This is a genomic window from Rufibacter aurantiacus, from assembly GCF_017916345.1.
In the GTDB taxonomy this organism is placed as follows: domain Bacteria; phylum Bacteroidota; class Bacteroidia; order Cytophagales; family Hymenobacteraceae; genus Nibribacter; species Nibribacter roseolus.
This window is the reverse complement of sequence record NZ_JAFMSV010000001.1, coordinates 1047402-1074363: the sequence shown is the minus strand read 5'-3', so window position 1 is coordinate 1074363 and position 26962 is coordinate 1047402. Positions and strand designations below refer to the sequence as shown.

The 26962-nt window shown below is 45.4% G+C and carries 36 protein-coding genes; all 36 read left to right on the top strand.

What is annotated here, in order from left to right; translation table 11 throughout:
• Positions 1–132: 132 nt before the first annotated feature.
• The 36 genes from rpoB (at position 133) to rplQ (ending at position 26942) form a co-directional block, all read left to right on the top strand.
• Positions 133–4005 carry a DNA-directed RNA polymerase subunit beta gene (gene rpoB / locus J3P34_RS04400; protein WP_210486571.1) on the top strand — a complete coding sequence of 1291 codons (3873 nt, stop codon included), beginning with the start codon at positions 133–135 and terminating at the stop codon, positions 4003–4005.
• Positions 4006–4128: 123 nt separating this feature from the next.
• On the top strand, positions 4129–8445 hold the full coding sequence (gene rpoC / locus J3P34_RS04395) for a DNA-directed RNA polymerase subunit beta' (RefSeq protein ID WP_210486569.1): 4317 nt from the start codon (positions 4129–4131) through the stop codon (positions 8443–8445).
• A 1-nt stretch (position 8446) separates the two neighbouring features.
• Positions 8447–8761: a DUF3467 domain-containing protein gene (locus J3P34_RS04390; protein ID WP_149092178.1), complete on the top strand. Its 315-nt coding sequence runs from the start codon at positions 8447–8449 to the stop codon at positions 8759–8761.
• A gap of 102 nt (positions 8762–8863) precedes the next feature.
• Entirely contained in the window at positions 8864–9280 is a 417-nt protein-coding gene (gene rpsL / locus J3P34_RS04385; RefSeq protein ID WP_048919295.1) for a 30S ribosomal protein S12, read from the top strand.
• Positions 9281–9293: 13 nt separating this feature from the next.
• Positions 9294–9761: a 30S ribosomal protein S7 gene (rpsG, locus tag J3P34_RS04380; protein WP_210466568.1), complete on the top strand. Its 468-nt coding sequence runs from the start codon at positions 9294–9296 to the stop codon at positions 9759–9761.
• Positions 9762–9763: 2 nt separating this feature from the next.
• A complete protein-coding gene (gene fusA / locus J3P34_RS04375; protein WP_210486567.1) occupies positions 9764–11863 on the top strand; it encodes an elongation factor G in 2100 nt (699 codons plus the stop codon).
• Between the two features lie 10 nt (positions 11864–11873).
• Positions 11874–12179 carry a 30S ribosomal protein S10 gene (rpsJ, locus tag J3P34_RS04370; protein ID WP_048919298.1) on the top strand — a complete coding sequence of 102 codons (306 nt, stop codon included), beginning with the start codon at positions 11874–11876 and terminating at the stop codon, positions 12177–12179.
• Between the two features lie 407 nt (positions 12180–12586).
• A complete protein-coding gene (gene rplC / locus J3P34_RS04365; protein ID WP_210466566.1) occupies positions 12587–13207 on the top strand; it encodes a 50S ribosomal protein L3 in 621 nt (206 codons plus the stop codon).
• Position 13208: 1 nt separating this feature from the next.
• Entirely contained in the window at positions 13209–13841 is a 633-nt protein-coding gene (gene rplD / locus J3P34_RS04360; protein ID WP_210466565.1) for a 50S ribosomal protein L4, read from the top strand.
• Positions 13841–14128, top strand: a complete 288-nt coding sequence (gene rplW, locus J3P34_RS04355; protein WP_210466564.1) for a 50S ribosomal protein L23 — start codon at positions 13841–13843, stop codon at positions 14126–14128. Before rplD ends, rplW begins: the two co-directional genes overlap by 1 nt.
• 12 nt (positions 14129–14140) lie before the next feature.
• Positions 14141–14965, top strand: coding sequence for a 50S ribosomal protein L2 (rplB, locus tag J3P34_RS04350; protein ID WP_210486565.1), 825 nt, complete (start codon positions 14141–14143; stop codon positions 14963–14965).
• Between the two features lie 3 nt (positions 14966–14968).
• A complete protein-coding gene (rpsS, locus tag J3P34_RS04345; RefSeq protein ID WP_048919303.1) occupies positions 14969–15247 on the top strand; it encodes a 30S ribosomal protein S19 in 279 nt (92 codons plus the stop codon).
• Positions 15247–15633 (top strand): 50S ribosomal protein L22, encoded by a 387-nt coding sequence (gene rplV, locus J3P34_RS04340; RefSeq protein WP_149092184.1) that lies wholly within the window; start codon positions 15247–15249, stop codon positions 15631–15633. Before rpsS ends, rplV begins: the two co-directional genes overlap by 1 nt.
• Before the next feature lie 5 nt (positions 15634–15638).
• A complete protein-coding gene (gene rpsC, locus J3P34_RS04335) occupies positions 15639–16439 on the top strand; it encodes a 30S ribosomal protein S3 (protein ID WP_149092185.1) in 801 nt (266 codons plus the stop codon).
• A gap of 26 nt (positions 16440–16465) precedes the next feature.
• On the top strand, positions 16466–16888 hold the full coding sequence (gene rplP / locus J3P34_RS04330; protein ID WP_062543985.1) for a 50S ribosomal protein L16: 423 nt from the start codon (positions 16466–16468) through the stop codon (positions 16886–16888).
• 2 nt (positions 16889–16890) lie between these two features.
• Entirely contained in the window at positions 16891–17085 is a 195-nt protein-coding gene (gene rpmC / locus J3P34_RS04325; RefSeq protein ID WP_062543986.1) for a 50S ribosomal protein L29, read from the top strand.
• Positions 17086–17096: 11 nt separating this feature from the next.
• Positions 17097–17354: a 30S ribosomal protein S17 gene (gene rpsQ / locus J3P34_RS04320; protein WP_210466562.1), complete on the top strand. Its 258-nt coding sequence runs from the start codon at positions 17097–17099 to the stop codon at positions 17352–17354.
• 1 nt (position 17355) lies between these two features.
• The gene (gene rplN, locus J3P34_RS04315) at positions 17356–17724 is read left to right on the top strand and encodes a 50S ribosomal protein L14 (RefSeq protein ID WP_062543988.1); all 369 of its coding nucleotides are present in this window, start codon (positions 17356–17358) and stop codon (positions 17722–17724) included.
• Between the two features lie 20 nt (positions 17725–17744).
• Entirely contained in the window at positions 17745–18068 is a 324-nt protein-coding gene (gene rplX, locus J3P34_RS04310; RefSeq protein ID WP_210466561.1) for a 50S ribosomal protein L24, read from the top strand.
• Between the two features lies 1 nt (position 18069).
• Complete coding sequence (gene rplE / locus J3P34_RS04305) at positions 18070–18621, top strand: 50S ribosomal protein L5 (protein WP_210466560.1); 552 nt, start codon at positions 18070–18072, stop codon at positions 18619–18621.
• A 4-nt stretch (positions 18622–18625) separates the two neighbouring features.
• Positions 18626–18895, top strand: coding sequence for a 30S ribosomal protein S14 (gene rpsN, locus J3P34_RS04300; protein ID WP_186641338.1), 270 nt, complete (start codon positions 18626–18628; stop codon positions 18893–18895).
• A gap of 86 nt (positions 18896–18981) precedes the next feature.
• Entirely contained in the window at positions 18982–19380 is a 399-nt protein-coding gene (rpsH, locus tag J3P34_RS04295; RefSeq protein WP_210466559.1) for a 30S ribosomal protein S8, read from the top strand.
• A 9-nt stretch (positions 19381–19389) separates the two neighbouring features.
• Complete coding sequence (gene rplF / locus J3P34_RS04290; protein ID WP_210466558.1) at positions 19390–19944, top strand: 50S ribosomal protein L6; 555 nt, start codon at positions 19390–19392, stop codon at positions 19942–19944.
• Between the two features lie 8 nt (positions 19945–19952).
• Positions 19953–20306 carry a 50S ribosomal protein L18 gene (rplR, locus tag J3P34_RS04285; RefSeq protein ID WP_210466557.1) on the top strand — a complete coding sequence of 118 codons (354 nt, stop codon included), beginning with the start codon at positions 19953–19955 and terminating at the stop codon, positions 20304–20306.
• Positions 20307–20310: 4 nt separating this feature from the next.
• Positions 20311–20829 (top strand): 30S ribosomal protein S5, encoded by a 519-nt coding sequence (rpsE, locus tag J3P34_RS04280; RefSeq protein WP_149092192.1) that lies wholly within the window; start codon positions 20311–20313, stop codon positions 20827–20829.
• 2 nt (positions 20830–20831) lie between these two features.
• Complete coding sequence (gene rpmD, locus J3P34_RS04275; RefSeq protein WP_149092193.1) at positions 20832–21011, top strand: 50S ribosomal protein L30; 180 nt, start codon at positions 20832–20834, stop codon at positions 21009–21011.
• Between the two features lie 2 nt (positions 21012–21013).
• Positions 21014–21460, top strand: a complete 447-nt coding sequence (gene rplO, locus J3P34_RS04270; RefSeq protein WP_210486563.1) for a 50S ribosomal protein L15 — start codon at positions 21014–21016, stop codon at positions 21458–21460.
• 3 nt (positions 21461–21463) lie between these two features.
• Positions 21464–22789: a preprotein translocase subunit SecY gene (gene secY, locus J3P34_RS04265; RefSeq protein WP_210466555.1), complete on the top strand. Its 1326-nt coding sequence runs from the start codon at positions 21464–21466 to the stop codon at positions 22787–22789.
• Between the two features lie 3 nt (positions 22790–22792).
• Positions 22793–23563 (top strand): type I methionyl aminopeptidase, encoded by a 771-nt coding sequence (gene map, locus J3P34_RS04260; protein WP_210486562.1) that lies wholly within the window; start codon positions 22793–22795, stop codon positions 23561–23563.
• A gap of 3 nt (positions 23564–23566) precedes the next feature.
• Positions 23567–23785, top strand: a complete 219-nt coding sequence (infA, locus tag J3P34_RS04255; RefSeq protein ID WP_048919321.1) for a translation initiation factor IF-1 — start codon at positions 23567–23569, stop codon at positions 23783–23785.
• Between the two features lie 4 nt (positions 23786–23789).
• Positions 23790–23906, top strand: a complete 117-nt coding sequence (gene ykgO, locus J3P34_RS04250) for a type B 50S ribosomal protein L36 (protein WP_071885446.1) — start codon at positions 23790–23792, stop codon at positions 23904–23906.
• Between the two features lie 9 nt (positions 23907–23915).
• Entirely contained in the window at positions 23916–24293 is a 378-nt protein-coding gene (gene rpsM / locus J3P34_RS04245; RefSeq protein WP_186641349.1) for a 30S ribosomal protein S13, read from the top strand.
• Between the two features lie 10 nt (positions 24294–24303).
• Positions 24304–24696 carry a 30S ribosomal protein S11 gene (gene rpsK / locus J3P34_RS04240; RefSeq protein WP_123127710.1) on the top strand — a complete coding sequence of 131 codons (393 nt, stop codon included), beginning with the start codon at positions 24304–24306 and terminating at the stop codon, positions 24694–24696.
• A 21-nt stretch (positions 24697–24717) separates the two neighbouring features.
• Positions 24718–25323 carry a 30S ribosomal protein S4 gene (rpsD, locus tag J3P34_RS04235; RefSeq protein WP_210466553.1) on the top strand — a complete coding sequence of 202 codons (606 nt, stop codon included), beginning with the start codon at positions 24718–24720 and terminating at the stop codon, positions 25321–25323.
• A gap of 38 nt (positions 25324–25361) precedes the next feature.
• Positions 25362–26351: a DNA-directed RNA polymerase subunit alpha gene (locus J3P34_RS04230; RefSeq protein ID WP_210486560.1), complete on the top strand. Its 990-nt coding sequence runs from the start codon at positions 25362–25364 to the stop codon at positions 26349–26351.
• Between the two features lie 66 nt (positions 26352–26417).
• Positions 26418–26942 (top strand): 50S ribosomal protein L17, encoded by a 525-nt coding sequence (rplQ, locus tag J3P34_RS04225; RefSeq protein WP_210486558.1) that lies wholly within the window; start codon positions 26418–26420, stop codon positions 26940–26942.
• The last annotated feature ends 20 nt before the right edge of the window (positions 26943–26962 follow it).

Below are 26962 nucleotides of genomic sequence, written 5' to 3'. Positions count from 1 at the left end.
ACTAAGGGTTAGACCTGGCAATTTCGTCAGGTCTTTTCCTGTTTGTACCTAGAAATGATTTTCTAGAATATTCTGTCGGAGAAAAGGCTGTTTCCCGACACGACAAAGTTTAAACGTTAAAATCAGACAACTTTGGCTACAAGTAAAACGACAGAGCGGATCAACTTTGCGTCCATTAAGTCGGTAATTGATTACCCAGACTTTCTGGACGTTCAGCTACAATCTTTCCAAGACTTTTTCCAGTTGGAAACCGCTGCCGAGAACCGCACGGAAGAAGGTCTATTCAAAGTTTTTGCTGAGAACTTCCCGATCTCTGACTCAAGAGAGAATTTCGTTCTGGAATTCGTAGATTACCATGTTGACCCGCCCAAGTACTCCGTTGATGAGTGCATTGACCGTGGGTTGACTTATTCAGTTCCATTAAAGGCAAAGCTTCGTTTGATCTGTAATGATACGGATAACGAGGACTTTGAGACTATTGAACAGGAAGTTTTCTTAGGAAACATTCCTTATATGACCGAGAAGGGTTCATTTGTGATCAATGGCGCCGAGCGCGTGATTGTATCTCAGTTGCACCGTTCACCAGGGGTGTTCTTTGCCCAAAGCAAGCACACCAACGGTACCAAACTTTACTCTGCCAGAATCATCCCTTTCAAAGGATCCTGGATTGAGTTTGCGACAGACGTTAACAATGTGATGTACGCGTACATTGACCGGAAGAAGAAATTCCCGGTAACTACTTTGTTGCGTGCTATTGGTTACGGAACGGATAAAGACATCCTGGACCTGTTCGGGTTGTCTGAGGAAGTGAAGGCCGATAAGAAGACCTTGAAAGGCGTGGTTGGCAGAAAGCTGGCTGCGAGGGTTCTGCGCACCTGGACAGAAGACTTCGTGGATGAGGATACCGGTGAAGTGGTGTCAATCGATCGTAACGAAGTGCTGTTGGAGCGTGACTCAGAAGTGAGCGAAGACGATCTGGACGTAATCATTGACTCAGGGGTGAAATCCATCATCCTTCACCGTGAAAACGTTAACATCGCAGATTACAACATCATCTACAACACCCTGCAGAAAGATAACTCAAACTCTGAGCAGGAAGCCGTTGAGCAGATCTACCGTCAGCTGCGTAACACAGAAGCGCCAGACGTAGAGACTGCCCGTGACATTATCCAGAAGTTGTTCTTCAGTGATAAGCGTTATGACCTGGGTGATGTAGGACGCTACAGAATCAACAAGAAACTAGGCCTTGACAAAAACTGGGATGCCAAAGTATTGACTAATGAGGACATCGTCCTGATTGTGAAATACCTGATTGGTCTGATCAACTCAAGAGCCGTTGTTGATGATATTGACCACTTGAGCAACCGCCGTGTAAGAACGGTAGGCGAGCAGTTATATGCGCAATTTGGTGTAGGTCTTGCCCGTATGGCCAGAACCATCAAGGAGCGTATGAACGTGCGTGACAACGAAGAATTCAAACCGGTTGACCTGATCAACGCGCGTACGCTTTCTTCCGTGATCAACTCGTTCTTCGGAACAAACCAGTTGTCTCAGTTCATGGACCAGACCAACCCACTGGCAGAGATCACGCACAAACGTCGTGTGTCTGCTCTGGGACCAGGAGGTCTTTCCCGTGAGCGCGCTGGTTTTGAGGTACGTGACGTTCACTATACCCACTACGGTCGTCTTTGTACCATTGAAACACCAGAGGGACCAAACATCGGTCTGATCTCTTCTCTTTGCGTGCACGCCCGCGTGAACAGCATGGGCTTCATTGAAACTCCTTACCGCAATGTAGTGGAAGGTAAAGTAGATGTGACCCACCAAGTGAAATACCTGACCGCTGAGGAAGAGGATACCCACCACATCGCGCAGGCCAACGCCATCATCGATGAGAACGGTAACTTCATCAACGACAAAGTAAAAGGTCGTTTTGAAGGTGACTTCCCAGTAGTAGAGCCAGAGCGCTATACTTACATGGACGTTGCACCTAACCAGATCGTATCGGTGGCCGCCTCGTTGATTCCGTTCCTGGAGCACGACGATGCGAACCGTGCCTTGATGGGATCTAACATGCAGCGCCAGGCAGTACCGTTGGTGAAGCCACAGGCTCCAATTGTTGGTACCGGTCTGGAACTGAGAGCCGCCCTTGACTCAAGAGCGTTGGTAAGAGCAGAAGGCGACGGTTACGTGCACTTCGTTGACGCAGATAAGATCATCATCCGTTATGACCTCTCTGAGGACCAGAAACTGGTGAGCTTTGACGCCGAGTACGTGACGTATGACCTGATCAAGTTCCGCCGCACTAACCAGGATACCTGTATCAACCTGACTCCTCTTGTTAAGAAGAACGAGCGGGTAACCAAAGGTCAGCCCCTGTGCGAAGGATATGCCACGAACCAGGGAGAACTTGCCCTAGGTAGAAACCTGCAGGTAGCGTTCATGCCTTGGCAAGGATACAACTTTGAGGATGCGATCGTAATCTCTGAGCGTGTAGTTAGAGATGACGTGTTCACTTCTATCCACATTGAAGAGTTCGAGCTGGAAGTTCGCGAGACGAAACGCGGTGAGGAGGAATTAACCTCTGAGATCCCGAACGTAAGCGAGGAAGCCGTTCGTAACCTGGATGAGAACGGTATTATCCGCATCGGTGCCGAAGTGAAAGAAGGTGACATCCTCATTGGTAAGATCACTCCTAAAGGAGAGACCGACCCAACCCCAGAGGAGAAACTTTTGAGAGCCATCTTCGGGGACAAAGCCGGTGATGTGAAGGATGCCTCGTTGAAAGCGCCGCCATCATTGAATGGGGTGGTGATTGAGACGAAGTTATTCTCTCGTCCTAAGAAAGATAAAAACCTCCGCGCGAAAGCGAAGAAAGAGGTAGAAGACCTGAAGACAAAGTACAACGCTGAACTCAAAGCCGTGAAGAACGTGATGATTGAGAAGCTGGTACAACTGTTGGAAGGCAAGACAAGCCAAGGGGTACGTCACCGTTTCGGAGACGAAATCCTGACCAAGGGTGCGAAGTTTGGTAAGAAAAACATCTCTGAGGCACTTTTTCCTGACAAAAACCCTTATAAGGACGAAAGCAACTACGCTGTTCCTGAAGAGGTGAACATGTTCAAGGATCTGATCCTGGAAGGATGGACCGCGGATGAGCAGACAAACAAAATGTTGTTGGAACTGGTGAAAAACTACACCAAGCGCCGCAACATGATCTCTGCCCGTTTCAAACGCGACCGCTTCACTCTGGAAGTAGGAGACGAGTTACCAGCCGGTATCGTGCAGCTAGCCAAAGTATACATCGCTAAGAAGCGTAAGCTCAAAGTGGGTGATAAGATGGCGGGTCGTCACGGTAACAAAGGGGTAGTAGCCCGTATCGTGCGTGAGGAAGACATGCCGTTCCTGGAAGATGGAACACCAATGGACATCGTGTTGAACCCACTTGGGGTACCTTCAAGGATGAACATCGGTCAGATCTACGAGACCGTTCTAGGTTGGGCAGGTCTGAAATTGGGACGCACCTATGCTACCCCAATCTTCGACGGTGCCACTGAAGAACAGGTTTCTGCAGAATTGGCCGAGGCTGGCTTGCCTAAATTTGGACGTTCTTATCTGTACGATGGCTTGAGCGGTGACCGCTTTGACCAGCCAATCACGGTAGGTGTTATCTACATGCTGAAACTGGGTCACTTGGTAGACGATAAGATGCACGCCCGTTCTATCGGACCATACTCCCTCATCACGCAGCAGCCATTGGGTGGTAAAGCCCAGTTCGGTGGTCAGCGTTTCGGTGAGATGGAGGTGTGGGCGTTGGAGGCCTTCGGTGCCGCTAACGTGCTGCAGGAAATCCTGACCGTGAAGTCAGATGACGTGATCGGTCGTGCGAAAGCATACGAAGCCATTGTAAAAGGTGACGTGTTGCCAAAGCCAAATATCCCTGAGTCATTCAACGTGTTGATCCACGAACTCAGAGGTTTGGCCTTGGAGATTACGCTGGACTAATAAGCTGTTTTGGAGGAGATTTCAGGAAAAGGGGCGCAATACGCCTCGTCTTGAAATCTCCCTTTTCAGCGTTAGAAGGGCCGTTTAGTAAAAAGGAAATTTACATATCTAGCAACACATAACATGGCGTTAGCAAGAAATAAAAAATTAATCCAAGACTTCTCTAAAGTTACTATCTCATTGGCTTCTCCGGAATCAATCCTAGAGAGATCAAACGGAGAGGTGACTAAGCCTGAAACCATCAACTACAGAACCTACAAGCCAGAGATGGGTGGTTTGTTCTGCGAGCGGATCTTCGGGCCAGTGAAGGACTGGGAGTGCCACTGCGGTAAATACAAGAGAATCCGTTACAAAGGGATTATCTGTGACCGTTGCGGTGTAGAAGTAACCGAGAAAAAAGTGCGTCGTGAGCGCATGGGCCATATCGAACTGGTTGTACCGGTAGCACACATCTGGTACTTCAAGTCACTGCCAAACAAAATTGGTTATCTGCTGGGCTTACCAACCAAGAAGCTTGACCAGATCATCTATTATGAGCGGTACGTAGTAATCCAGCCAGGTATCCTGGGCGAGGACGGCGTGAACATGCTGGACTTCCTGACCGAGGATGAGTACCTGGACATGATTGACAAGTTGCCACGCGAGAACCAGATGTTGGACAACCATGATCCAAACAAGTTCATCGCGAAGATGGGAGCTGAAGCCCTTCAGATGTTATTGGAGCGCATCAACCTGGATGACCTTTCTTATGATTTGCGTTACTCTGCTGCCCATGAGACTTCTCAGCAGCGGAAGGCAGAAGCGTTGAAGCGTCTGCGCGTAGTAGAGGCTTTCCGTGATGCCGCAACCAGAATCGAGAACAAGCCTGAGTGGATGGTGATCCGCATGGTGCCTGTGATTCCACCAGAATTGCGTCCATTAGTTCCGTTGGATGGTGGCCGTTTCGCTACGTCTGACTTGAACGACTTATACCGTCGTGTAATTATCCGTAACAACCGTCTGAAGCGTCTGATCGAGATCAAAGCACCAGAGGTGATCCTGCGGAATGAGAAGCGTATGCTTCAGGAAGCCGTTGACTCCCTGTTCGACAACTCACGTAAAGTGAACGCTGTAAGAGCAGAAGGTAACCGTGCCCTGAAATCACTTTCTGACATGCTGAAAGGTAAGCAAGGACGTTTCCGTCAGAACTTGCTTGGTAAGCGTGTTGACTACTCTGGCCGTTCCGTAATCGTGGTAGGTCCAGAGCTGAAACTGCATGAGTGCGGTCTGCCTAAGAACATGGCAGCTGAGCTTTTCAAACCGTTCATCATCCGTAAGCTTATTGAGCGCGGGATTGTGAAGACGGTAAAATCTGCGAAGAAAATCGTGGACAGAAAAGACCCGGTTGTTTGGGATATTTTGGAAAACGTGCTGAAAGGACACCCAGTTCTTTTGAACCGTGCTCCTACGCTCCACAGATTAGGTATTCAGGCGTTCCAGCCGAAACTGATCGAAGGAAAAGCGATTCAGCTGCACCCATTGGTAACCACTGCATTCAACGCCGACTTTGACGGTGACCAGATGGCGGTACACGTTCCACTAGGACCGGCCGCAATCTTGGAAGCCTCTATGCTCATGTTGGCTTCGCACAACATCCTGAACCCTGCCAACGGTGCGCCAATCGCGGTACCTTCCCAGGACATGGTGTTGGGTCTGTACTATGTAACCAAAGGCAAACGCTCAACCGAGAACGAGAAAATCGCCGGTGAGGGCATGTCTTTCTACAGCGCTGAAGAAGTAATCATCGCCATCAATGAAGGCCGCTTGTCTAAGCATGCGTTCATCAAAGTGCGTGTGAAAGTCTTAAATGACAACAACGAACTGGAGACTAAATTGATTGAGACCGTAGCCGGAAGGGTATTGTTCAATCAGTTCGTGCCAGAAGAAGTTGGGTACGTAGACGAACTTCTTTCTAAGAAGAAATTGCAGCAGATCATCTCCCGCGTGTTCAAAGTAACGGGTATGGCGAGAACTGCTCAGTTCCTGGATGACATCAAAACCCTGGGCTTCCAGTCTGCCTACAAAGGCGGTCTTTCTATGGGCTTGGGTGACATTGTGATCCCGAAAGAGAAAGATATCCTGGTAGAGCAGGCCAAAAAAGACGTGGACGCTGTTTGGGCGAACTACTCTATGGGTCTGATCACTGATAACGAGCGTTACAACCAGGTAATTGATATCTGGACACGTATTAACAACCAGATCACCGAGACCCTGATGAACCGTCTTGAGAAAGACGACCAAGGATTTAACTCCATCTTCATGATGATGCACTCAGGAGCCCGTGGTTCCCGTGAGCAGATCCGTCAGTTAGGTGGTATGCGGGGTCTGATGGCTAAGCCGCAGAAATCCTTGCAAGGCTCAGTAGGGGAGATCATTGAAAACCCAATTCTTTCCAACTTCAAAGAAGGTCTGGATGTAATTGAGTACTTCATCTCTACCCACGGTGCCCGTAAAGGTCTTGCGGATACGGCCTTGAAAACGGCGGATGCGGGTTACCTGACCCGTCGTCTGGTAGACGTTTCTCAGGACGTAATTGTGAACGAAACCGACTGCGGTACTCTGCGCGGTCTGGAAGTAAGCGCCCTGAAAGACAACGAAGATATTGTGGAGTCTCTGTCTGAGCGTATCCTGGGTCGTGTGAACGTACATGACATCATTGATCCGATCACTGGAGAACTGATCCACGAGTCTGGAAACGAAATCACCGAAGAAGTAGCCAGAATCATTGAGAACTCGGCTATTGAAAGCGTTGAGATCCGTTCCGTGTTGACTTGCGAGACCAAGCGGGGTATCTGTGCCAAATGCTACGGCCGTAACCTTTCAACTGGCCGCATGGTGCAGAAAGGTGAAGCGGTTGGGGTTATCGCGGCACAGTCAATCGGTGAGCCAGGTACTCAGTTGACACTTCGTACCTTCCACGTGGGTGGTACGGCGTCTAACATTGCGGTAGATGCAGCTATCCGTGCTAAATTCAACGGGGTGATTGAGTTCGAAGATGTTCGGACAATTGAAACCACCAATGCAGAAGGCGAACCGGTGAAAGTTGTAATGGGCCGTTCAGGTGAGGTGAAGGTTGTAGAGCCAACCACTGGCAAACTGCTTATCAGTAACCACGTGCCTTACGGTTCATTCCTGTTGGTGAACGAAGGAGACACCGTGGCCAAAGGCGACGAGCTGTGTAACTGGGATCCATATAACGCGGTTATCCTTTCTGAGTTTGACGGTAACATCGTGTACGAGTCCATTGTGGAGGGTATCACCTTCCGTGAGGAGTCTGACGAGCAGACTGGTCACCGTGAGAAAGTGATTATCGAGACCAAGGATAAGACCAAGAACCCTGCTATTGTCATCATGCCGGCCAACGGTGAGCCTAAAACCTACAACATTCCGGTAGGGGCCCACTTAACAGTAGAAGACGGACAGCAGATCAAGGCTGGTCAGATTATCTCCAAGATCCCACGCGCTATTGGTAAAACCCGCGACATCACGGGTGGTCTGCCACGCGTTACAGAACTCTTCGAGGCTCGTAACCCGTCTAACCCAGCGGTAGTGAGTGAGATTGACGGTGTGGTAACTTACGGAGGCGTGAAACGCGGTAACCGTGAGATCTACATTGAGTCTAAAGACGGTGTTAAGAAGAAGTACATGGTGCCTCTTTCCAAGCACATCCTGGTACAGGACAATGACTTTGTGCGTGCAGGTGTTCCGTTGTCAGACGGTGCCATCACACCAAACGATATCCTGAACATCCAGGGACCTGGCGCAGTGCAGGAATACCTGGTGAACGAAATCCAGGAGGTATACCGTCTGCAAGGGGTGAAGATCAATGACAAGCACATTGAAGTGGTGGTTCGTCAGATGATGCAGAAAGTGAACGTGATTGACCCGGGTGATACCAGCTTCCTGGAAAACCAAACGGTTGACAAAGTGACGTTCATGGAAGAGAACGACATGATCATTGACATGAAAGTAGTGGAGGATGCAGGTGACTCAACCGCCATGAAACCAGGTATGATTGTGACGGCGCGTCGTCTGCGCGATGAGAACTCTAGCCTGAAGCGTAGAGACCTGCGTCTGGTGACCGTGCGTGACGCACAGCCAGCGGTGTCTAGACCAACCTTGCAAGGGATCACGCAGGCTTCATTGGGTACGCAAAGCTTTATCTCGGCGGCTTCCTTCCAGGAGACTACCAAGGTACTGAGCGAGGCAGCCATCAAAGGAAAGGCAGACGAATTACTGGGCTTGAAAGAGAACGTAATCGTTGGTCACCTGATCCCTGCGGGTACCGGCTTGCGCGAATACTCAAAAATCATTGTTGGCTCCAAGGAAGAGTACGAAGCTCTTACAGCAAGCAGACAATCCGGAGTGAAAGCAAAGCAAGGCGAACTGCAAGAGAAATAAAATGGCCGCAGCAGAACAACAAGGACAGATCAACATTGAGTTGACGGAGGAGATTGCCGAGGGCGAGTATGCAAACCTGGCCATGATCGCGCACTCCCACAGTGAATTCGTGATTGATTTTATCCGTCTGATGCCCGGGATCCCGAAGGCAAAAGTAAAGTCAAGAGTGGTGATTACTCCAGAGCATGCCAAGCGTTTCTTGGCTGCTTTGGAGGAAAACATCCTAAAGTATGAGCAAAGTTTTGGGGCTATCAAGCAGACGCCGGAAGCCCCAAGCTTTCCGCTCAATTTTGGGGGAACTATTGGCGAAGCCTAAGCGGTTAATAATTAATGAATTAAAACTTTGAATTTGCAAAGCAAAATTTATACCTTTGCAAACCATTTTTTGAAGAGAGAAATCAGTTTAAAAAGTTAGTAAATGCCTACTATACAACAATTAGTAAGAAAGGGAAGAGAAGCGCTAACATCAAAGTCTAAGTCTCCAGCTCTTGACTCATGCCCACAAAGACGTGGCGTGTGCACACGCGTTTACACAACCACACCTAAGAAGCCAAACTCAGCGATGAGAAAAGTGGCCCGTGTGCGTTTGACAAACGGCAAAGAAGTCAATGCCTATATCCCGGGTGAAGGTCACAACCTCCAGGAGCACTCCATTGTGCTGATCAGAGGTGGTCGTGTGAAAGACTTACCAGGTGTAAGATACCACATTATCCGTGGTGCGTTGGACACTGCTGGTGTAAACGGTCGTCTACAGTCCCGTTCTAAGTACGGAGCAAAACGTCCTAAACCAGGTCAGCCAGCAGCTGCTGCAGGAAAAGGCGGTAAGAAAAAATAATTGAGTTAAGACAATGAGAAAAGCGAAACCAAAGAAGAGAATTCTTCTTCCTGATCCAAAATACAAAGAAACTCTGGTTACCCGTTTTGTAAACTACCTGATGGTAGACGGTAAGAAGAGTGTGGCATACAAGATTTTTTACGATGCTTGCGATTTAGTTGAAAGAAGAACTAAAGAGAACGGTCTTGAGACCTGGAAAAAAGCATTGAACAACATCATGCCAGGTGTAGAGGTAAAATCCCGCCGTGTAGGTGGTGCTACTTTCCAGGTACCAACTGAGGTGCGTCCGGATAGAAAGATTTCTCTTGGTATCAAATGGATGATCTCTTACGCTCGCAAGAGAGGTGAGAAGACCATGATGGATAAATTGGCAGGTGAGATTATCGCCGCTGCCAAAGGAGAAGGTGCTGCTGTGAAGAAGAAAGATGATACTCACAGAATGGCGGAAGCTAACAAGGCATTCTCGCATTTCAGATTCTAAGAATGGCTAGAGACTTAAAATTTACCAGAAACATAGGTATTGCCGCGCACATTGATGCCGGTAAGACCACAACTACAGAGCGTATCCTTTACTATGCTGGGGTTTCCCACAAAATTGGTGAGGTGCACGATGGAGCTGCCACCATGGACTGGATGGAGCAGGAGCAGGAAAGAGGTATCACCATTACTTCTGCCGCTACTACTGTAAACTGGGACTACAGAGGTGACAAATACCACATCAACATCATTGATACTCCAGGTCACGTTGACTTCACCGTAGAGGTGAACCGTTCCCTGCGTGTATTGGATGGCCTGGTTTTCTTGTTTAGCGCAGTTGATGGTGTTGAGCCACAGTCTGAGACTAACTGGAGACTTGCTGACAACTACAAAGTAGCCCGTATAGGTTTCGTTAATAAAATGGACCGTTCAGGCGCTGACTTCCTTGCTGTTTGTAAGCAAGTGAAAGAAATGCTGGGCAGCAACGCCGTAGCGCTACAGTTACCAATCGGGGCTGAAGATGACTTCAAAGGTGTGGTTGACCTGGTGAACTTCAGAGGTATTGAGTGGAATGAGCACGACAAAGGGATGACCTTTAGAGAAGTTCCTATTCCAGACGATATGCTGGAGGAAGCCACTGAGTACCGTGAGAAGTTACTGGAAGCAGTAGCAGATTACGATGAGTCTCTGATGGAAAAATACTTCGATGATCCTGAGACCATCACCGAAGACGAAATTATGAACGCGTTGCGTAAAGCAACTATTGACATGGCCATCGTGCCGATGCTTTGCGGTTCTTCTTTCAAAAACAAAGGGGTACAAACCATGCTTGACTACGTGATGGCGCTTTGCCCTTCACCTCTGGATAAAGAAAGCATTGTAGGTACCAATCCAGATACAGGAGAAGAGGTAGTGCGCAAGCCAAGTGAAAGCGATCCATTCGCTGGTCTGGCTTTTAAAATCGCTACTGACCCTTACGTAGGACGTCTGTGCTTCGTGAGAGCTTATTCAGGTGTACTGGAGTCTGGTTCTTACGTGTACAACACCCGTTCAAACAACAAAGAGCGTATTTCCCGTATCTTCCAGATGCACGCCAACAAGCAGAACCAAATCGAAAGACTGGCTGCTGGTGACATCGGAGCGGTAGTAGGCTTTAAAGATATCAAAACTGGGGATACCCTTTGCGACCAGAACGCCAAAATCGTGCTGGAATCAATGGACTTCCCAGAACCGGTAATCGGATACGCCATTGAGCCTAAAACTCAGGCTGACTCTGACAAAATGGGTATGGCTATTGCCAAACTCATTGAAGAGGATCCTACCCTGCAAGTAAACACTGACGAGGAAACTGGTCAGACGATCTTAAGAGGTATGGGTGAGCTTCACCTGGAGATCATCATCGACCGTATGAAACGTGAGTTCAAGGTTGAGTTGAACCAAGGTGCTCCTCAGGTGGCTTACAAAGAAACTATTACCAAGAGCGTTGAACACAGAGAAGTGTACAAAAAGCAGTCTGGTGGTCGTGGTAAATTCGCAGACATCGTGTTCACCATGGGTCCTCGCGAAGATGGTAAGACAGGCCTTGAGTTTGAGAACGCAATTGTTGGTGGTGTAATTCCAAGAGAATTCATCCCGCCGGTGCAGAAAGGATTTGAAGAAGCAATGAAGAACGGTATCCTGGCCGGCTTCCCTGTAGATTCAATGAAAGTGCGTTTGTTCCACGGTTCTTTCCACGATGTTGACTCTGATGCCTTGTCTTTTGAACTTGCCGCCCGTGCAGGTTTCAAAGAAGCTGGAAAGCAATGTGCCCCTAAACTTCTTGAGCCAATCATGGCCGTTGACGTGGTTACTCCAGATGAGTACACTGGTCCGGTTACTGGTGACTTGAACAGAAGAAGAGGTATCATGAAAGGTATGGATACCAAAGGTACTTCTACCGTAGTGAAAGCCGATGTTCCTTTATCAGAACTGTTTGGTTACGTAACAGACTTACGTACCATCACCTCAGGTAGAGCAACTGCTTCTCTTACTTTCTCACACTATGAGCAAGTACCGCAGAACTTGGCAGATGGCATCGTGGCAAAAATTAAAGGGACTTCGAAATAGTTGAAATAGAATGAATCAAAAGATCAGAATCAAACTGAAATCTTACGATCACAATCTGGTTGATAAATCATCAGAGAAAATCGTGAAAGCGGTAAAAGCAACTGGTGCGATCGTGAGTGGTCCTATTCCTTTGCCTACCGAGAAAGATATCTTCACTGTACTTCGTTCACCACACGTGAACAAGAAAGCAAGAGAGCAATTCCAACTTTGCACCTATAAGAGATTAGTAGACATCTACTCTACTTCTTCTAAAACGGTAGACGCATTGATGAAACTTGAATTACCAAGTGGCGTTGATGTTGAAATCAAAGTTTGATAAGCAACACTCAATATAAAAGGGAGAGGGTAACCTCTCCCTTTTTTTGTGCCGCAACAGAAAACCTGTTAAGTGCTGTTTTGGTGAAAATGACCTGAAAATAGGTTGGCCTGGAAATACATCCATTTGATATGGAGTGAGAAGGAGTGAAGAAAGGTGTTTTAGACCAGATTTCGCAAAATAAGCCTGAAAACAGCCAAGAGGTTGGAATCATTTCCTATGCAGGAAAGTTAACGACCTACTTATGAGTGACCTAAGGGTAAGTACAGAGGTGAAAATACCTTAGTATCTGAAAACAAATAATTTAGGATAGCTTGTAAAATAAAAATTAAATATAGAACTTTGCACTCCCGAAAATAGACCCTATTTCGGGATGTTAATTTTAATTGTTTAAATAAAAAAGTAGAATGCCTGGAATTATCGGTAAGAAAATCGGAATGACAAGCCTCTTCACTCCTGAAGGGAAGAGCGTGGCCTGTACTTTGATTCAAGCAGGACCATGCGTAGTAACTCAGGTTAAGACGCAGGAAACAGACGGCTACACCGCTGTTCAGCTTGGGTACGGAGAGAAGAAGGTAAAAAGAGTAAGCAAGGCGCTTGCAGGACACTTCGCAAAAGCTAACACCACTGCTAAGAAGAAATTAGTAGAGTTTAGATTAGACGATGTTGCCTCTTTCTCCCTGGGAGATACAGTAGATGTAAACCTTTTCGAAGAGAACGAATTCGTTGATGTAGTTGGAACTTCAAAAGGTAAAGGTTTCCAAGGGGTAGTGAAGCGCTACAACTTCAGTGGTGTTGGCGGGCAGACCCACGGTCAGCACAACAGAGCAAGACACCCTGGTTCAATTGGAGCCTGCTCATGGCCATCACGTGTATTCAAAGGAATGCGCATGGCCGGTAGAATGGGTGGCGACCGCGTGAAGGTTCAAAACCTGCGCGTGTTACGTGTCCTGCCTGAGCAAAATGTACTTGTAGTTAGCGGTTCTATCCCAGGCGCTAAAAATTCATTTATTGTAGTTGAGAAATAAGATGGAGCTATCAGTTTTCAATAGTAAAGGCGAAGATACCGGAAGGAAAGTAACCCTTCCTGAGTCTGTGTTCGGGGTTGAGCCTAACGAACACGCCATGTATCTGGATGTTAAGCAATACTTAGCTAACCAGCGCCAAGGTACCCACAAAGCGAAAGAGCGTAATGAGGTTGCCGGTTCTACCAAAAAGATCAAACGTCAAAAAGGTACAGGCGGAGCCAGAGCTGGTTCTTTGAAAGCCCCAGTTTTTGTTGGTGGTGGCCGTGTATTTGGTCCAAGACCAAGAAACTATAGCTTCAAATTGAACAAGAAGTTGAAGTCTCTGGCAAGATTGTCAGCACTTTCAACTTTGGCTAAAGATGAGCGTCTGGTGTTAGTTGATAACATCACCATTGATACTCCAAAAACAAAGAGCTTCGCAGCCATACTGCAAGGCTTGAACGTGGGCACTAGAAAGACATTGATCGTTACGAAAGATGTTGATACCAACGTGGTTCTGTCTAGCAGAAACCTGCCTAAGGTAAAGGTGGCTACTCCAGGTGCTTTGACAACTTATGACTTGTTGAACGCAGACAAAGTAGTTTGTTTAGAGGAATCTCTTTCTGTTTTTGAAGAAATTTACACATCGAAATAATGAGTATCCTGAAAAGACCATTATTGACTGAGAAGCTTACCGCTTTGAACGAAGTAGGTAAATATGCTTTTGAGGTTGATAGAAAAGCAAATAAGATTGAGATCAAGAAAGCGATCCAGTCACGTTACGGTGTAACAGTAGAGAAGATCTCTACTATGAGAACCCAAGGCAAATTGAAGTCTCGCAACACCAAGTCTGGTGTTGTTACAGGCCGCACAGCATCCTCTAAGAAGGCGATTGTTACTTTGAAAGCAGGGGAAGTAATCGATTTCTATAGCGGTATATAAGCAAATAATAGAATGGCATTAAGAAAACTAAGACCGACAACACCAGGTCAAAGATTTAGAGTAGCGCCTGCCTTCACTGAGATCACGAAGAGCGAGCCGGAGAAATCTTTGTTGGCATCCAAGAAAAAATCTGGTGGACGCAACGATGACGGAAAAATGACCATGCGCTACATTGGCGGCGGTCACAAAAAGAAATTCCGTATCATCGACTTCAAGAGAACCAAATATGGGGTTCCTGCAACGGTAAAAGCTATTGAGTACGATCCAAACAGAACAGCTCGCATTGCCCTGCTGTACTACGCGGATGGTGAGAAAGCTTATATCATTGCTCCTGCAGGCTTGGCTGTTGATTCTACTGTAGTATCAGGTCCTGGTGTGGCTCCAGAAGTAGGTAACGCGTTACCGCTTTCTGATATTCCACTAGGTACCATTGTTCATAACATTGAGTTAGCTCCTGGCCAGGGAGCGGTTCTGGCAAGAAGTGCAGGTTCTTACGCACAGCTTGTAGCCCGCGAAGGCCGTTATGCTACCTTGAAATTACCTTCCGGTGAAATGAGAATGGTACTTGTTAACTGTATGGCTACAATAGGTACCGTATCTAACGCTGACCACATGAACGTGAAGCTTGGTAAAGCCGGACGTAGCAGATGGATGGGTATCAGACCAAGAGTGAGAGGTGTTGCCATGAACCCTGTAGATCACCCAATGGGCGGTGGTGAAGGTAAGTCATCAGGTGGTCACCCAAGATCACGTAAAGGTCTGTACGCAAAAGGTAAGAAGACCAGAAACAAAAATAAATTCTCCGAGAACCTGATTGTTAATAGAAGGAAGAAATAAGTAATGGCAAGATCATTAAAAAAAGGGCCTTATATTGACTACAGGCTCGATAGAAAAGTGCAGACAATGGATGAGTCTGGAAAGAAAGCGGTGATCAAGACCTGGTCGCGCCGTTCCATGATCTCTCCAGATTTCGTAGGCCATACGTTTGCGGTACACAATGGGAATAAGTTCATCCCTGTGTATGTAACTGAGAATATGGTGGGTCACAAATTAGGTGAATTTGCCCCTACCAGAAACTTCAGAGGCCATATTGCTAAGAAAGATAAAGGTAAAAGATAATGGAAGCGGTAGCTAAATTAAACAATGTACCAAGCTCACCGCGTAAGATGAGATTGGTTGCGAACTTAATCCGTGGTAAAAGAGTTACCCAAGCATTAGGTTTACTCAAATTCACTGCTAATTCCGGCGCTCCTAAACTGGAGAAACTTCTTTTGTCTGCCTTATCTAACTGGCAAGCAGCTAACGAAGATGCCCGCATTGAAGATGCTAATCTATATATTAAAGAGATTAGAGTAGATGAAGGAAAGATGCTGAAGCGTCTGCGTCCTGCTCCTCAGGGTCGTGGCCACAGAATCAGAAAAAGATCTAACCACGTGACACTTGTGATTGATTCTAAAGTGGAAGTGGAGACAGTTGAAACATCTACCTCTAACGAAGCCAAATAGTTAAAATGGGACAAAAAGTTAATCCAGTAGGCCTAAGACTAGGTATTGTTAAAGGCTGGGACTCTAATTGGTTCGGAGGAAAGGATTTCGCTGATAAACTGATCGAAGACGAGAAGATCCGTAAATACATCCTTGCCCGTATTCCAAAAGGAGGTATTTCTAAAATCATCATCGAAAGAACCCTTAAGAGAATCACCATCACTATCAACACTGCCCGTCCAGGCGTGGTGATTGGAAAAGGTGGCCAAGAGGTTGATAAAATCAAAGAAGAGCTGAAGAAAATCACCAGCAAAGATGTTCAGATTAACATCTTTGAAATTAAGCGTCCTGAACTGGATGCTAAACTGGTAGGTGAATCAGTTGCCCAACAATTGCAGGCGCGTATCTCTTTCAGAAGAGCTATGAAACAAGCAATTGCTTCTGCCATCAGAGTAGGTGCTGAAGGTATCAAAATCCAAGTATCTGGTCGTTTAGGTGGTGCCGAGATGGCCCGTACTGAGCATTACAAAGAAGGACGTACTCCTTTGCATACCTTGCGTGCTGATATTGACTATGCCTTATCAGAAGCTCAGACCGTGTACGGTAAACTGGGTATCAAAGTGTGGATCTTCAAAGGAGAAGTGTTCGGTAAGCGTGACTTATCTCCTAACGCTGGTCAACAAAGTGGTGGTCAATCTGCCGGTCCTCGCAACGAAAGAGGCGAGAGAGGCAATGACCGCGGTGATCGCAGAGACAACAACCGCAACAAGCGTCCTGCAGATGCCAACCAAAAGCGTGGTGGTGATAACAGACCAAAACGCAAGTAGTTGTTCAATTTTTAGGAATTTAAGAAATGTTACAGCCAAAACGGACCAAATATAGAAAGATGCAGAAAGGCCGGGTAACCGGTCTTGCGCACAGAGGAAGCACAATTTCCTTTGGTTCTTTCGCAATTAAATCATTAGAAGCCTCTTGGATCACTGCCCGTCAAATTGAAGCTGCTCGTATCGCAATGACACGTGCCATGAAACGGGAAGGCCAAGTATGGATTCGTATTTTCCCTGACAAGCCTATCACCAAAAAGCCTGCAGAGGTACGGATGGGTAAGGGTAAAGGATCTCCGGAATACTGGGTAGCCGTGGTTAAACCAGGTACCATCATGTTTGAATCTGATGGAGTGTCGCTAGAAGTAGCTCAAGAGTCTTTACGACTGGCTGCTCAAAAGCTACCAGTGAGAACTAAATTTGTAGTACGTAGAGATTACGTTGAGAAATAGTCATGAAGCAATCTGAAATCAAAGCTCTTTCACTCAATGAAGTGAAAGAGCAACTTACAACAGAGAGAAACAACCTGGTGAACTTGCAGTTTGCTCATGCTATCTCTCCGCTTGAGAATCCATCAAGAATTAAGCTTACTAGAAAAACCATCGCCAGGCTGGAGACGCAACTGCGCTCTCTGGAGCTCAATGGCTAAGATAGAAAACCATGGAGACGAGAAATCTAAGAAAAGAAAAAACTGGACGCGTGGTAAGTAACAAGATGGACAAGTCCATCACTGTTATTGTGGAAAGCAAAGTGAAACACCCAATCTATGGGAAATTTGTTTCCAAGTCCAAGAAGTTCATGGCCCATGATGAGAACAATGAGTGCGGTATCGGTGATACTGTACGCATCATGGAAACAAGACCATTGAGCAAGAATAAAAATTGGCGCTTAGTTGAAATCGTAGAAAGAGCTAAATAAAATGATACAACAAGAATCGAGACTTACTGTTGCTGATAACAGCGGAGCAAAAGAGGTTCTGGTCATCCGTGTATTGGGTGGAACAGGAAAAAAATACGCCTCTGTTGGTGATAAAATTGTTGTTACCGTAAAATCTGCTCTTTCCTCAGGAAACGTAAAAAAGGGAACTGTTCACAAAGCTGTGATTGTTCGCACCAAGAAAGAAGTTCGTCGTAAAGACGGTTCTTATATTCGTTTTGATGATAACGCTGCGGTGTTATTGAACAACAACGATGAGCCACGTGGTACTCGTATCTTTGGGCCAGTTGCCCGTGAGTTACGTGAAAGACAGTTTATGAAAATTGTTTCTTTGGCTCCTGAAGTAATTTAAACACGAGAAGAGAAAACAAGATGTCAAAGCATAAACTTCATGTGAAGAAAGGTGACACTGTAAAAGTGATCGCTGGTGATGATAAAGGCAAAACAGGAACTGTTACTTCTGTGCTTACTGATAAGCAGAAAGTGGTAGTTGAAGGTTTGAACCTGGTTTCTAAGCACCAAAAGCCAAGCGCTAAAAACCCTAACGGTGGTATTGTAAAATTAGAAGCTCCTATTCATGCCAGCAATGTGCAGTTAGTAGAGCCTGCTACAAATGTTGCCACTAGAACCGGTAAGAAGCTGAACAACGACGGTAAGCTTCAACGTTATTCCAAAAAAACTGGAAATTTAATCTAACATGGCAGCTAGACTAAAAGATAAGTATTCAAAAGAGATTGTGCCTGCATTGAAAGAGAAGTTTCAATACAAGAGCATAATGCAAGTGCCTAAGATTACCAAAATCTCTATCAACAGAGGTATTGGTAATGCTGTGGCAGATAAAAAACTGGTTGACATTGGAGTTGATGAACTCACTATCATTGCTGGTCAGAAAGCGGTTCAAACCAAGGCTAAAAACTCTATCTCAAACTTCAAGTTGAGAGAAGGTATGCCAATTGGTGCCCGTGTGACCTTGCGTGGTGAGAGAATGTATGAGTTCCTTGACCGTTTGGTTACTATTGCCCTTCCACGGGTACGTGACTTCAAAGGTATCAGCGACAAAGGTTTTGATGGCCGCGGAAACTATACATTAGGGGTTAAAGAGCAAATCATTTTCCCTGAGATCAGCATTGACAAGATCAAGTCTATTGCTGGTATGGATATTACTTTCGTGACTACTGCTTCTACAGATGAAGAAAGCCTGGAGTTATTGAAAGGATTTGGTTTACCGTTCGCATCATTAAAGAAATAAGGAAATGGCTAAAGAATCAGCGAAAGCAAGAGAGCTCAAGAGACAAAAGTTAGTTGCCAAGTATGCAGCTAAAAGAGCTCAGTTAAAAGCTGCTGGCGATTATGAAGCTCTAGATAAGTTGCCTAAAAACGCTTCTCCAGTACGGTTACATAACAGATGTAAATTAACCGGAAGACCAAGAGGCTATATGCGTAAGTTTGGCATCTCTCGTGTTACTTTCAGAGAGATGGCTTCTGCCGGCAAGATTCCTGGAGTAACGAAGGCTAGTTGGTAATTATTACTCCTATCATTATTATAGTTAGGAAAACATTAGTATCTTTGCGGCTCCTTAAAAAGAGCGGAATCTAAAAATATAGTCTAATGCATTCAGATCCGATAGCAGATTATTTAACTAGACTACGGAATGCCATCAAGGCAAATCACCGTGTAGTTGAAATTCCGGCTAGCAAAATAAAAAAGGAATTAACCAAAGTTCTTTACGAGAAAGGTTATATTCAAAGTTACAAGTTCGATGATAGTTCAGTTCAAGGTACAATTAAGATTGCCTTGAAGTATGATCCCGCTACCAAGCAGTCTGCTATCGTGAAACTTGAGAGAGTCAGTAAGCCGGGACTCCGTAAGTATGTGCATCTAGATGAGATGCCACGAGTGTTGAATGGATATGGCGTGGCCATCCTGTCAACCTCCAAAGGTGTTATCACTGACAAAGAGGCCAGAGGCCTTAATGTAGGTGGTGAAGTATTGTGTTACGTGTATTAATCAGGAGAAATGTCGCGGATAGGAAAACTGCCAATCACACTCCCACAAGGTGTAGAGGTGTTGGTTAACCAGGATAACCTGGTTACAGTGAAAGGGCCAAAAGGAACCCTTTCTTCACAAGTTGATACGGACATTGCTGTTGCTATTGAGGATGGGGTACTTACAGTAACCCGTCCAACAGAGCAGAAAAGACACAAAGCCCTTCACGGTTTGTATCGCTCGCTTATCAATAACATGGTTTTTGGTGTGAGCACAGGATATAAGGTTTCTTTGGAATTGGTAGGTGTTGGTTTCAAGGCCACAACCCAAGGACAAAGCCTGGAACTTGCGTTAGGATATTCTCACAATATCTACGTAGCTCTTCCTCCGGAAATCACTGCTACGGCAGTGACTGAGAAAGGTAAAGCTCCAGTGATCACCTTAGAAGGTATTGATAAGCAGTTGATTGGTCAGGTAGCTGCCAAAATCCGCTCGTTACGTAAAGTTGAGCCTTACAAAGGCAAAGGTATTCGTTTCGTGGGTGAGGTTGTTAGAAGAAAAGCTGGTAAAACTGCTTCTAAATAAGTAAGAAAATGGCATTCGATAAAGCAAAAAGAAGACTGAGAATTCGTCGCAGCATCCGTAACAAGGTGTCTGGAACTGCTCAGCGTCCCCGTCTGTCTGTCTTCAGAAGCAATAAGTTTATTTATGCGCAGCTGATTGATGATGTGAATGGTGTTACATTAGCAAGTTCTTCATCTTCTGTAAATGAAGGCGGAGCCACTTCAACCAAAAGTGAATCTTCAACTGTGGTTGGACGTGACATTGCAGCTAAAGCTTTGGCTGCAGGTATTACTGAAGTTGTTTTTGACAGAGGTGGTTACCTGTACCATGGTCGTGTTAAATCATTAGCAGAAGGGGCTCGTGAAGCGGGTCTAAAATTCTAAGAACATGTCTAAATTAAATATCAGAAGCATTAAAGCGAGCGAAATCGAGTTGAAAGAGCGCGTAGTAGCTATCAACCGCGTTGCTAAAGTTGTGAAAGGTGGTAGAAGATTCAGTTTTTCTGCCATTGTAGTAGTAGGTGACGGTAACGGTGTTGTAGGATACGGTTTAGGCAAGGCAAACGAGGTAACCGATGCAATTGCAAAGGGTATTGATGATGCCAAGAAAAACCTGGTTCGTGTTCCTTTGTTTAAGCACACTGTTCCACATCCAATGGAAGGTAAATTCTCTGGTGGTTTTGTGTTGATTAAGCCTGCCGCAGCTGGTACCGGTATCATTGCCGGTGGTGCGATGCGTGCTGTGTTTGACAGTGCTGGAATCAGAGACGTATTGGCTAAGTCAAAAGGTTCTTCTAACCCACACAACGTGGTAAAAGCAACTTTTGATGCGCTTTCCAAAATGCGTGATCCTTTGGTTGTTGCTCAGCAGCGTGGAATCAGTTTACAACGTGTATTCAACGGGTAATTATGGCAAGTGTAGAAATCACCCAGATCCAAAGTATTATTGACCGCCCTGAAAGACAAAAAAGAACCATGAAGGCTCTGGGTCTTGGCAAAATCAATAAGACTGTAACGAAAGAGTTAACCCCTCAGATTGCAGGTATGGTTAACAGCATCCAACATTTAGTATCGGTTAAGGAGGTCTAAGAATGAACTTAAGTAATTTAAAGCCTGCTGAAGGTTCTACCAAGAACCGGAAGAGAATTGGTCGTGGTACCGGTTCTGGTAGAGGTGGTACCTCTACCCGTGGACATAAAGGGGCAAAATCTCGCTCAGGATATTCTTCTAAAGCAGGTTTTGAGGGTGGTCAGATGCCTTTGGTACGCCGTGTGCCTAAATTCGGTTTCAAAAACATTAACCGGGTTGAGTTCACTGCTGTAAACCTTGATGTTCTTCAGAACTTAGCTTCTAAATCTGGATCTACTGTTATTGACTTCGCTGTTCTCCGTGACAACGGTTTAGCGTCTAAGAACGATAACATCAAAGTTCTTGGAAGAGGCGAATTAACTACTGCCATTGAGGTACATGCGCATGCATTCTCTCAAACTGCAGTAGAGGCTATTGAAAAAGCAGGCGGCAAGGTTGTGACTCTGTAACAGATGAAGAAGCTGATTACTACGATTAAGAATATTTTTGCGATTGAAGATTTGCGAGTTAGAATCCTAAATACTTTAGGATTCATCGCAATTTTCAGATTAGGCTCCTATGTGGTGTTGCCAGGAATTGATCCAACTCAATTGAAAAGCGGCGCCCAGGGAATCTTGGGTTTATTGGATGCCTTTTTAGGTGGAGCATTTGGTAATGCTTCCATCTTTGCATTGGGTATCATGCCCTATATCTCTGCTTCCATCGTTTTACAGCTTCTAACCATTGCAGTTCCTTATTTCCAGAAATTGCAAAAAGAAGGGGAATCTGGTCGTAAGAAGATCAACCAGTATACAAGGGTGCTTACTATTGTGATCACGCTTGCCCAATCAGTGGGTTTCTTGGCTACTATTAACGCAGAAGCCATAGATCCGTCTGTTGCTGGCCCGCTTTTTACAATTTCTTCCATGATCATTCTTACCGCCGGGACTATGTTCTGTATGTGGTTAGGTGAGAAGATCACAGACAAAGGTATTGGAAACGGTATCTCCATGTTGATCATGATCGGGATTGTGTCTCGTCTTCCAGGTGCCATCGTAGGAGAGGCTCTGGCGTTAGGACTTGGACGCGCCCTGATCTTCATTATTGAGCTGATTGTTCTCTTTTTCGTGGTAATGGGAGTAGTGATGCTTACCCAGGCGATCAGAAGAATTCCAGTTCAGTATGCTAAGCAAGTTGGAGGTTCTTCTTCCTTACAAGCTGGCCAGAGACAATTTATTCCATTAAAGGTGAATGCTGCAGGGGTAATGCCTATTATCTTCGCACAATCATTAATGTTCTTGCCAGGTATGATCGCCTCCTTTTGGAGAAATGAGAGTGATATCGCCAATGAAATTGGTAATGTGTTCTCTGATTACACCTCTTGGCAGTATAACTTGTCTTTTGCAGTATTGATCATTGTATTTACTTTCTTCTATACAGCCATCAGTGTGAATCCTAACCAGATCTCTGATGACCTGAAAAGAAGTGGTGGTTTTGTACCAGGTGTAAAACCAGGACTTGCTACCTCTGAGTACATTGATGAAGTATTAACGAGAATCACTTTACCAGGTGCCCTCTTCTTAGCAATTATTGCAATTCTGCCTTCAATTGCTATGTTGTTTGGTATCACCAGAGAGTTCGCTGCCTTCTTTGGCGGTACTTCTCTTATCATCCTGGTAGGTGTGGTATTAGACACCTTGAACCAAATCGAGAGTTATTTGTTGATGCGTCATTATGACGGCATGATGAAATCTGGTAAACTCAGAGGACGTTCAAAAAATATAGCGGTTGCTTCCTAAGGAATGATTTTATATAAGACCGAAGAAGAAATCGAGCTTATTAAACAAAGTGCTAACATCCTCAGCCAAGTGCACGGTGAAGTCGCCAAGCACGTAGCTGAGGGTGTTACTACCTTAAAATTAGATTCTGTCGCTGAGGAATTTATCAGAGACAATGGTGGTTCTCCTTCTTTCAAGGGGTATAACGGGTTTAAGCACAGCTTGTGCATCAGCTTAAACTCTGCAGTAGTTCATGGTATACCTAGTAAGTATGCTCTACAGTCAGGAGATGTTGTATCTATTGATTGTGGAGTTTTTTTTCAAGGTTTCCACAGTGACAGTGCTTATACCCATGCTGTAGGTGAGGTGGCGCCAGAAGTCTCTGAATTGCTTCGCCGCACCAAAGAGTCTTTGTACAAAGGCATTGAATTAGCGGTAGTAGGTTCCCGTATTGGTGATATTGGTTTTGCCATACAGTCTCATGTAGAGCAATATGGTTATGGCGTGGTACGGGAATTAGTAGGCCATGGTCTTGGCCGCAGTTTACATGAAGGCCCGGAGGTTCCTAATTATGGGAAAAGAGGGCAGGGCATGAAACTTCAGGAAGGCCTGGTAATAGCCATTGAGCCCATGGTGAACCTTGGTTCAAGACATGTGGTTCAGGAAAACGATGGCTGGACCATCCGTACCAGAGACAAGAAACCCTCTGCGCATTTTGAACATACCATTGTAGTAAGAAAGGGCAAAGCAGAGATTTTAACTACTTTTGATTACATAGATAAAGCACTGAACTAATACATGGCTAAACAGTCTTCCATCGAACAAGACGGTACCATCATTGAGGCACTATCCAATGCAATGTTTCGGGTAGAATTAGAAAATGGCCATCAAGTTATTGCTCACATTTCCGGTAAGATGCGGATGCACTACATCAAGATTCTTCCCGGTGATAGAGTAAAATTGGAAATGTCTCCTTACGACCTTAGTAAAGGCAGAATAGTTTACAGATACAAATAAACAGATGAAAGTTAAAGCGTCAGTTAAGAAGCGCAGTGAAGACTGCAAAGTGATCAGACGTAAAGGCAAGCTTTACGTGATCAACAAGAAGAATCCACGTTATAAACAAAGACAAGGTTAATTTAAAAACATGGCTAGAATAGCAGGAGTTGATATTCCAGATAACAAAAGAGGCGAAATCGCTTTGACGTACATCTTCGGTATTGGCCGCAAGTTGTCACAGTCTATTTTGGTGAAGGCTGGGGTGGATCTTGACAAGAAGGTGAAAGATTGGAGCGAGGATGAAGCCGGAGAGATCCGTAGCATTATCGCTGCTGAGCACAAAGTTGAAGGTGTTCTTCGGTCAGAAGTTCAATTGCACATCAAGCGTTTGATGGACATTGGTTCTTACCGCGGTCTTCGTCACAGAAAAGGTTTACCAGTTAGAGGTCAGAGAACCAAAAACAACTCAAGAACCAGAAAAGGTAAGCGTAAGACTGTTGCAAACAAGAAGAAGGCATCTAAATAATTAAACGACAATGGCTCAGAAAAGAAAAGATAAAGCCAAGAAGCGCGTTGTTGTGGTGGAGCCTGTTGGTCAGGTACACATCAAAGCTTCTTTCAACAATATTATTATCTCTGTTACTAACAACAATGGCCAGGTTATCTCCTGGGCATCTGCTGGTAAAATGGGATTCAAAGGGTCTAAGAAAAATACTCCTTATGCTGCCCAAATGGCTGCTGCCGACTGCGGTAAAGTAGCTTACGAAGCTGGAATGAGAAAGGCTGAAGTTTTTGTGAAAGGCCCAGGAGCAGGACGTGAGTCTGCTATCCGGACTATGCAAAACGTAGGTATTGAAGTTACTTCTATTAAAGATGTGACTCCACTTCCGCACAATGGATGTCGTCCTCCAAAACGCAGAAGAGTTTAAGGATATTATTTAGTATTAGAAATGGCAAGATACACAGGCCCTAAGAGTAAAATCTCTAGAAGATATAACGAACCAATTTTTGGACCAAGCAAAGCTTTAGCTAAGAAAGCTTATGGTCCAGGCCAGCACGGCCGTGGTCGTAGAAAAAAACAATCTGAGTATGCTATCCAGTTGATGGAGAAGCAGAAGGCCAAATACATCTATGGTGTATTGGAGAAACAGTTTGAGAACTTGTTTGACAAAGCTGCCCGTAAACAAGGTATCACTGGTGAGAACTTACTTGCTTTGTTAGAAGCAAGATTAGATAACACTGTGTACCGTTTAGGTATTGCTCCAACCAGACGTGGTGCCAGACAATTGGTTAACCACAACCACATCCAGGTAAACGGAAATGTGGTGAACATCGCTTCTTACACCCTGCGTCCTGGTGATGTAGTAAGTGTACGCGAGAAATCAAAATCTTTAGAAGCTATTACTACCAGCCTTGCTGGCCGTAATGCTCGTGCCTTCACTTGGTTAGAGTGGGATGGTAGCCAGTTAGCTGGTAAATTCATCTCCAACCCGGTGCGTGATCAGATCCCTGAGAAAATTCAGGAGCAGCTGATCGTCGAGCTTTACTCTAAGTAATCAGTTCTAATTTAAGTGTCAACCTTAAACCAGCAATCATGTCAATATTAGCCTTTCAAATGCCAGAGAAAGTCGTAATGGAGAAATCCGACGATTTCAACGGGCAGTTTGAATTTAAGCCGCTAGAAAAGGGCTATGGTGTTACCATTGGGAATGCGCTGAGAAGAATTCTTCTCTCCTCATTGGAGGGATATGCCATCTCCAGCATCCGGGTTCCTAGTGTGCTCCATGAGTTCTCTACCATTGAAGGTGTGGTTGAAGATGTCTCTGAGATTATCCTGAACCTGAAAATGGTTCGGTTCAAGAAAATTGGTGACCTGGTTGATGATAAAATCACCGTAAGCATCAGCAAGCAAGATACCTTCACTGCCGGTGACATCAATAAATTCTCTGGCTCGTTCCAGGTGTTGAATCCTGACCTAGTGATTTGCCACTTGGACCCTGAGTCTTCTTTCGAGATTGAATTAACCATTCAGAAGGGAAGAGGCTACGTGCCAGCAGAAGAGAACAGACCAACAGATCAGGTTTTCGGCCAGATCGCGATTGACGCTATCTTCACGCCTGTTAAGAACGTGAAATACAGCGTTGAGAACACCCGCGTTGAGCAGAAGACTGACTATGAGCGTCTCTTACTTGAGATCACTACAGATGGTTCTATCCATCCGGAAGACGCTTTGAAAGGAGCTGCCAATATTCTGATCCAGCATTTCATGCTTTTCTCTGACAACACTATGACTTTTGAGACTGTGAAGCCTGAAGAGGAAGAAGCGGTTGATGAAGAAATGCTGCACATGAGAAAAGTACTTAAGACTCCTTTGCATGACATGGACCTTTCTGTTCGGGCGTACAACTGCTTGAAAGCAGCTGACATCAGAACTTTGGGTGACTTAGTGCAATTGGATCTTTCAGACATGATGAAATTCCGTAACTTTGGGAAGAAGTCTTTGACTGAGTTGGAAAACCTGGTTTCTGACAAAGGCCTGACTTTCGGAATGGATATCGCCAAGTACAAATTAGAAGAGGATTAATAATCTACGGCATAATTCCCGATCCCGAAAGGTTGATCGACGGTATGCACGTGCACAATCAATGTAATGAGACACGGTAAAAAAAACAACCACTTAGGAAGAACAGCTTCTCACAGAGCTGCAATGCTTTCTAACATGGCTTCATCTTTAATTCTGCATAAGCGCGTAATCACTACGGTGGCTAAAGCGAAAGCACTGCGGAAATATGTAGAGCCTCTATTAACCAAATCAAAGAGCGATACCACACACTCACGTCGTACTGTATTCTCTTACCTGCAAAACAAAGAGTCCGTTAAAGAGCTTTTTGATGGCGTATCAGCCAAAATTGCGAATCGTCCAGGTGGCTATACCCGGATTTTGAAAACTGGCACCCGTTTAGGTGATAATGCTGAAATGTGCATCATTGAACTTGTTGATTACAACGATGATATGCTGAGCACAACCGGTACTGCCGCAGCTGCCAAGCCTAAAACAAGACGCCGGTCTTCTGGTAAGAAATCAACTGATGCTCAGGCTACGCCAGAGACACCAGCTGCTACTTCCGGAGATGCTGCTGCTACTGATTCAGCTCAAACTCCAGCTGCAGAATAATAAGTATGCAATAATTAATG

Coding starts and splice junctions, on each gene's coding strand:
- rpoC (WP_210486569.1), top strand. CDS start 4,129: ATGGCGTTAGCAAGAAATAAAAAATTAATCCAAGACTTCTCTAAAGTT.
- J3P34_RS04390 (WP_149092178.1), top strand. CDS start 8,447: ATGGCCGCAGCAGAACAACAAGGACAGATCAACATTGAGTTGACGGAG.
- rpsL (WP_048919295.1), top strand. CDS start 8,864: ATGCCTACTATACAACAATTAGTAAGAAAGGGAAGAGAAGCGCTAACA.
- rpsG (WP_210466568.1), top strand. CDS start 9,294: ATGAGAAAAGCGAAACCAAAGAAGAGAATTCTTCTTCCTGATCCAAAA.
- fusA (WP_210486567.1), top strand. CDS start 9,764: ATGGCTAGAGACTTAAAATTTACCAGAAACATAGGTATTGCCGCGCAC.
- rpsJ (WP_048919298.1), top strand. CDS start 11,874: ATGAATCAAAAGATCAGAATCAAACTGAAATCTTACGATCACAATCTG.
- rplC (WP_210466566.1), top strand. CDS start 12,587: ATGCCTGGAATTATCGGTAAGAAAATCGGAATGACAAGCCTCTTCACT.
- rplD (WP_210466565.1), top strand. CDS start 13,209: ATGGAGCTATCAGTTTTCAATAGTAAAGGCGAAGATACCGGAAGGAAA.
- rplW (WP_210466564.1), top strand. CDS start 13,841: ATGAGTATCCTGAAAAGACCATTATTGACTGAGAAGCTTACCGCTTTG.
- rplB (WP_210486565.1), top strand. CDS start 14,141: ATGGCATTAAGAAAACTAAGACCGACAACACCAGGTCAAAGATTTAGA.
- rpsS (WP_048919303.1), top strand. CDS start 14,969: ATGGCAAGATCATTAAAAAAAGGGCCTTATATTGACTACAGGCTCGAT.
- rplV (WP_149092184.1), top strand. CDS start 15,247: ATGGAAGCGGTAGCTAAATTAAACAATGTACCAAGCTCACCGCGTAAG.
- rpsC (WP_149092185.1), top strand. CDS start 15,639: ATGGGACAAAAAGTTAATCCAGTAGGCCTAAGACTAGGTATTGTTAAA.
- rplP (WP_062543985.1), top strand. CDS start 16,466: ATGTTACAGCCAAAACGGACCAAATATAGAAAGATGCAGAAAGGCCGG.
- rpmC (WP_062543986.1), top strand. CDS start 16,891: ATGAAGCAATCTGAAATCAAAGCTCTTTCACTCAATGAAGTGAAAGAG.
- rpsQ (WP_210466562.1), top strand. CDS start 17,097: ATGGAGACGAGAAATCTAAGAAAAGAAAAAACTGGACGCGTGGTAAGT.
- rplN (WP_062543988.1), top strand. CDS start 17,356: ATGATACAACAAGAATCGAGACTTACTGTTGCTGATAACAGCGGAGCA.
- rplX (WP_210466561.1), top strand. CDS start 17,745: ATGTCAAAGCATAAACTTCATGTGAAGAAAGGTGACACTGTAAAAGTG.
- rplE (WP_210466560.1), top strand. CDS start 18,070: ATGGCAGCTAGACTAAAAGATAAGTATTCAAAAGAGATTGTGCCTGCA.
- rpsN (WP_186641338.1), top strand. CDS start 18,626: ATGGCTAAAGAATCAGCGAAAGCAAGAGAGCTCAAGAGACAAAAGTTA.
- rpsH (WP_210466559.1), top strand. CDS start 18,982: ATGCATTCAGATCCGATAGCAGATTATTTAACTAGACTACGGAATGCC.
- rplF (WP_210466558.1), top strand. CDS start 19,390: ATGTCGCGGATAGGAAAACTGCCAATCACACTCCCACAAGGTGTAGAG.
- rplR (WP_210466557.1), top strand. CDS start 19,953: ATGGCATTCGATAAAGCAAAAAGAAGACTGAGAATTCGTCGCAGCATC.
- rpsE (WP_149092192.1), top strand. CDS start 20,311: ATGTCTAAATTAAATATCAGAAGCATTAAAGCGAGCGAAATCGAGTTG.
- rpmD (WP_149092193.1), top strand. CDS start 20,832: ATGGCAAGTGTAGAAATCACCCAGATCCAAAGTATTATTGACCGCCCT.
- rplO (WP_210486563.1), top strand. CDS start 21,014: ATGAACTTAAGTAATTTAAAGCCTGCTGAAGGTTCTACCAAGAACCGG.
- secY (WP_210466555.1), top strand. CDS start 21,464: ATGAAGAAGCTGATTACTACGATTAAGAATATTTTTGCGATTGAAGAT.
- map (WP_210486562.1), top strand. CDS start 22,793: ATGATTTTATATAAGACCGAAGAAGAAATCGAGCTTATTAAACAAAGT.
- infA (WP_048919321.1), top strand. CDS start 23,567: ATGGCTAAACAGTCTTCCATCGAACAAGACGGTACCATCATTGAGGCA.
- ykgO (WP_071885446.1), top strand. CDS start 23,790: ATGAAAGTTAAAGCGTCAGTTAAGAAGCGCAGTGAAGACTGCAAAGTG.
- rpsM (WP_186641349.1), top strand. CDS start 23,916: ATGGCTAGAATAGCAGGAGTTGATATTCCAGATAACAAAAGAGGCGAA.
- rpsK (WP_123127710.1), top strand. CDS start 24,304: ATGGCTCAGAAAAGAAAAGATAAAGCCAAGAAGCGCGTTGTTGTGGTG.
- rpsD (WP_210466553.1), top strand. CDS start 24,718: ATGGCAAGATACACAGGCCCTAAGAGTAAAATCTCTAGAAGATATAAC.
- J3P34_RS04230 (WP_210486560.1), top strand. CDS start 25,362: ATGTCAATATTAGCCTTTCAAATGCCAGAGAAAGTCGTAATGGAGAAA.
- rplQ (WP_210486558.1), top strand. CDS start 26,418: ATGAGACACGGTAAAAAAAACAACCACTTAGGAAGAACAGCTTCTCAC.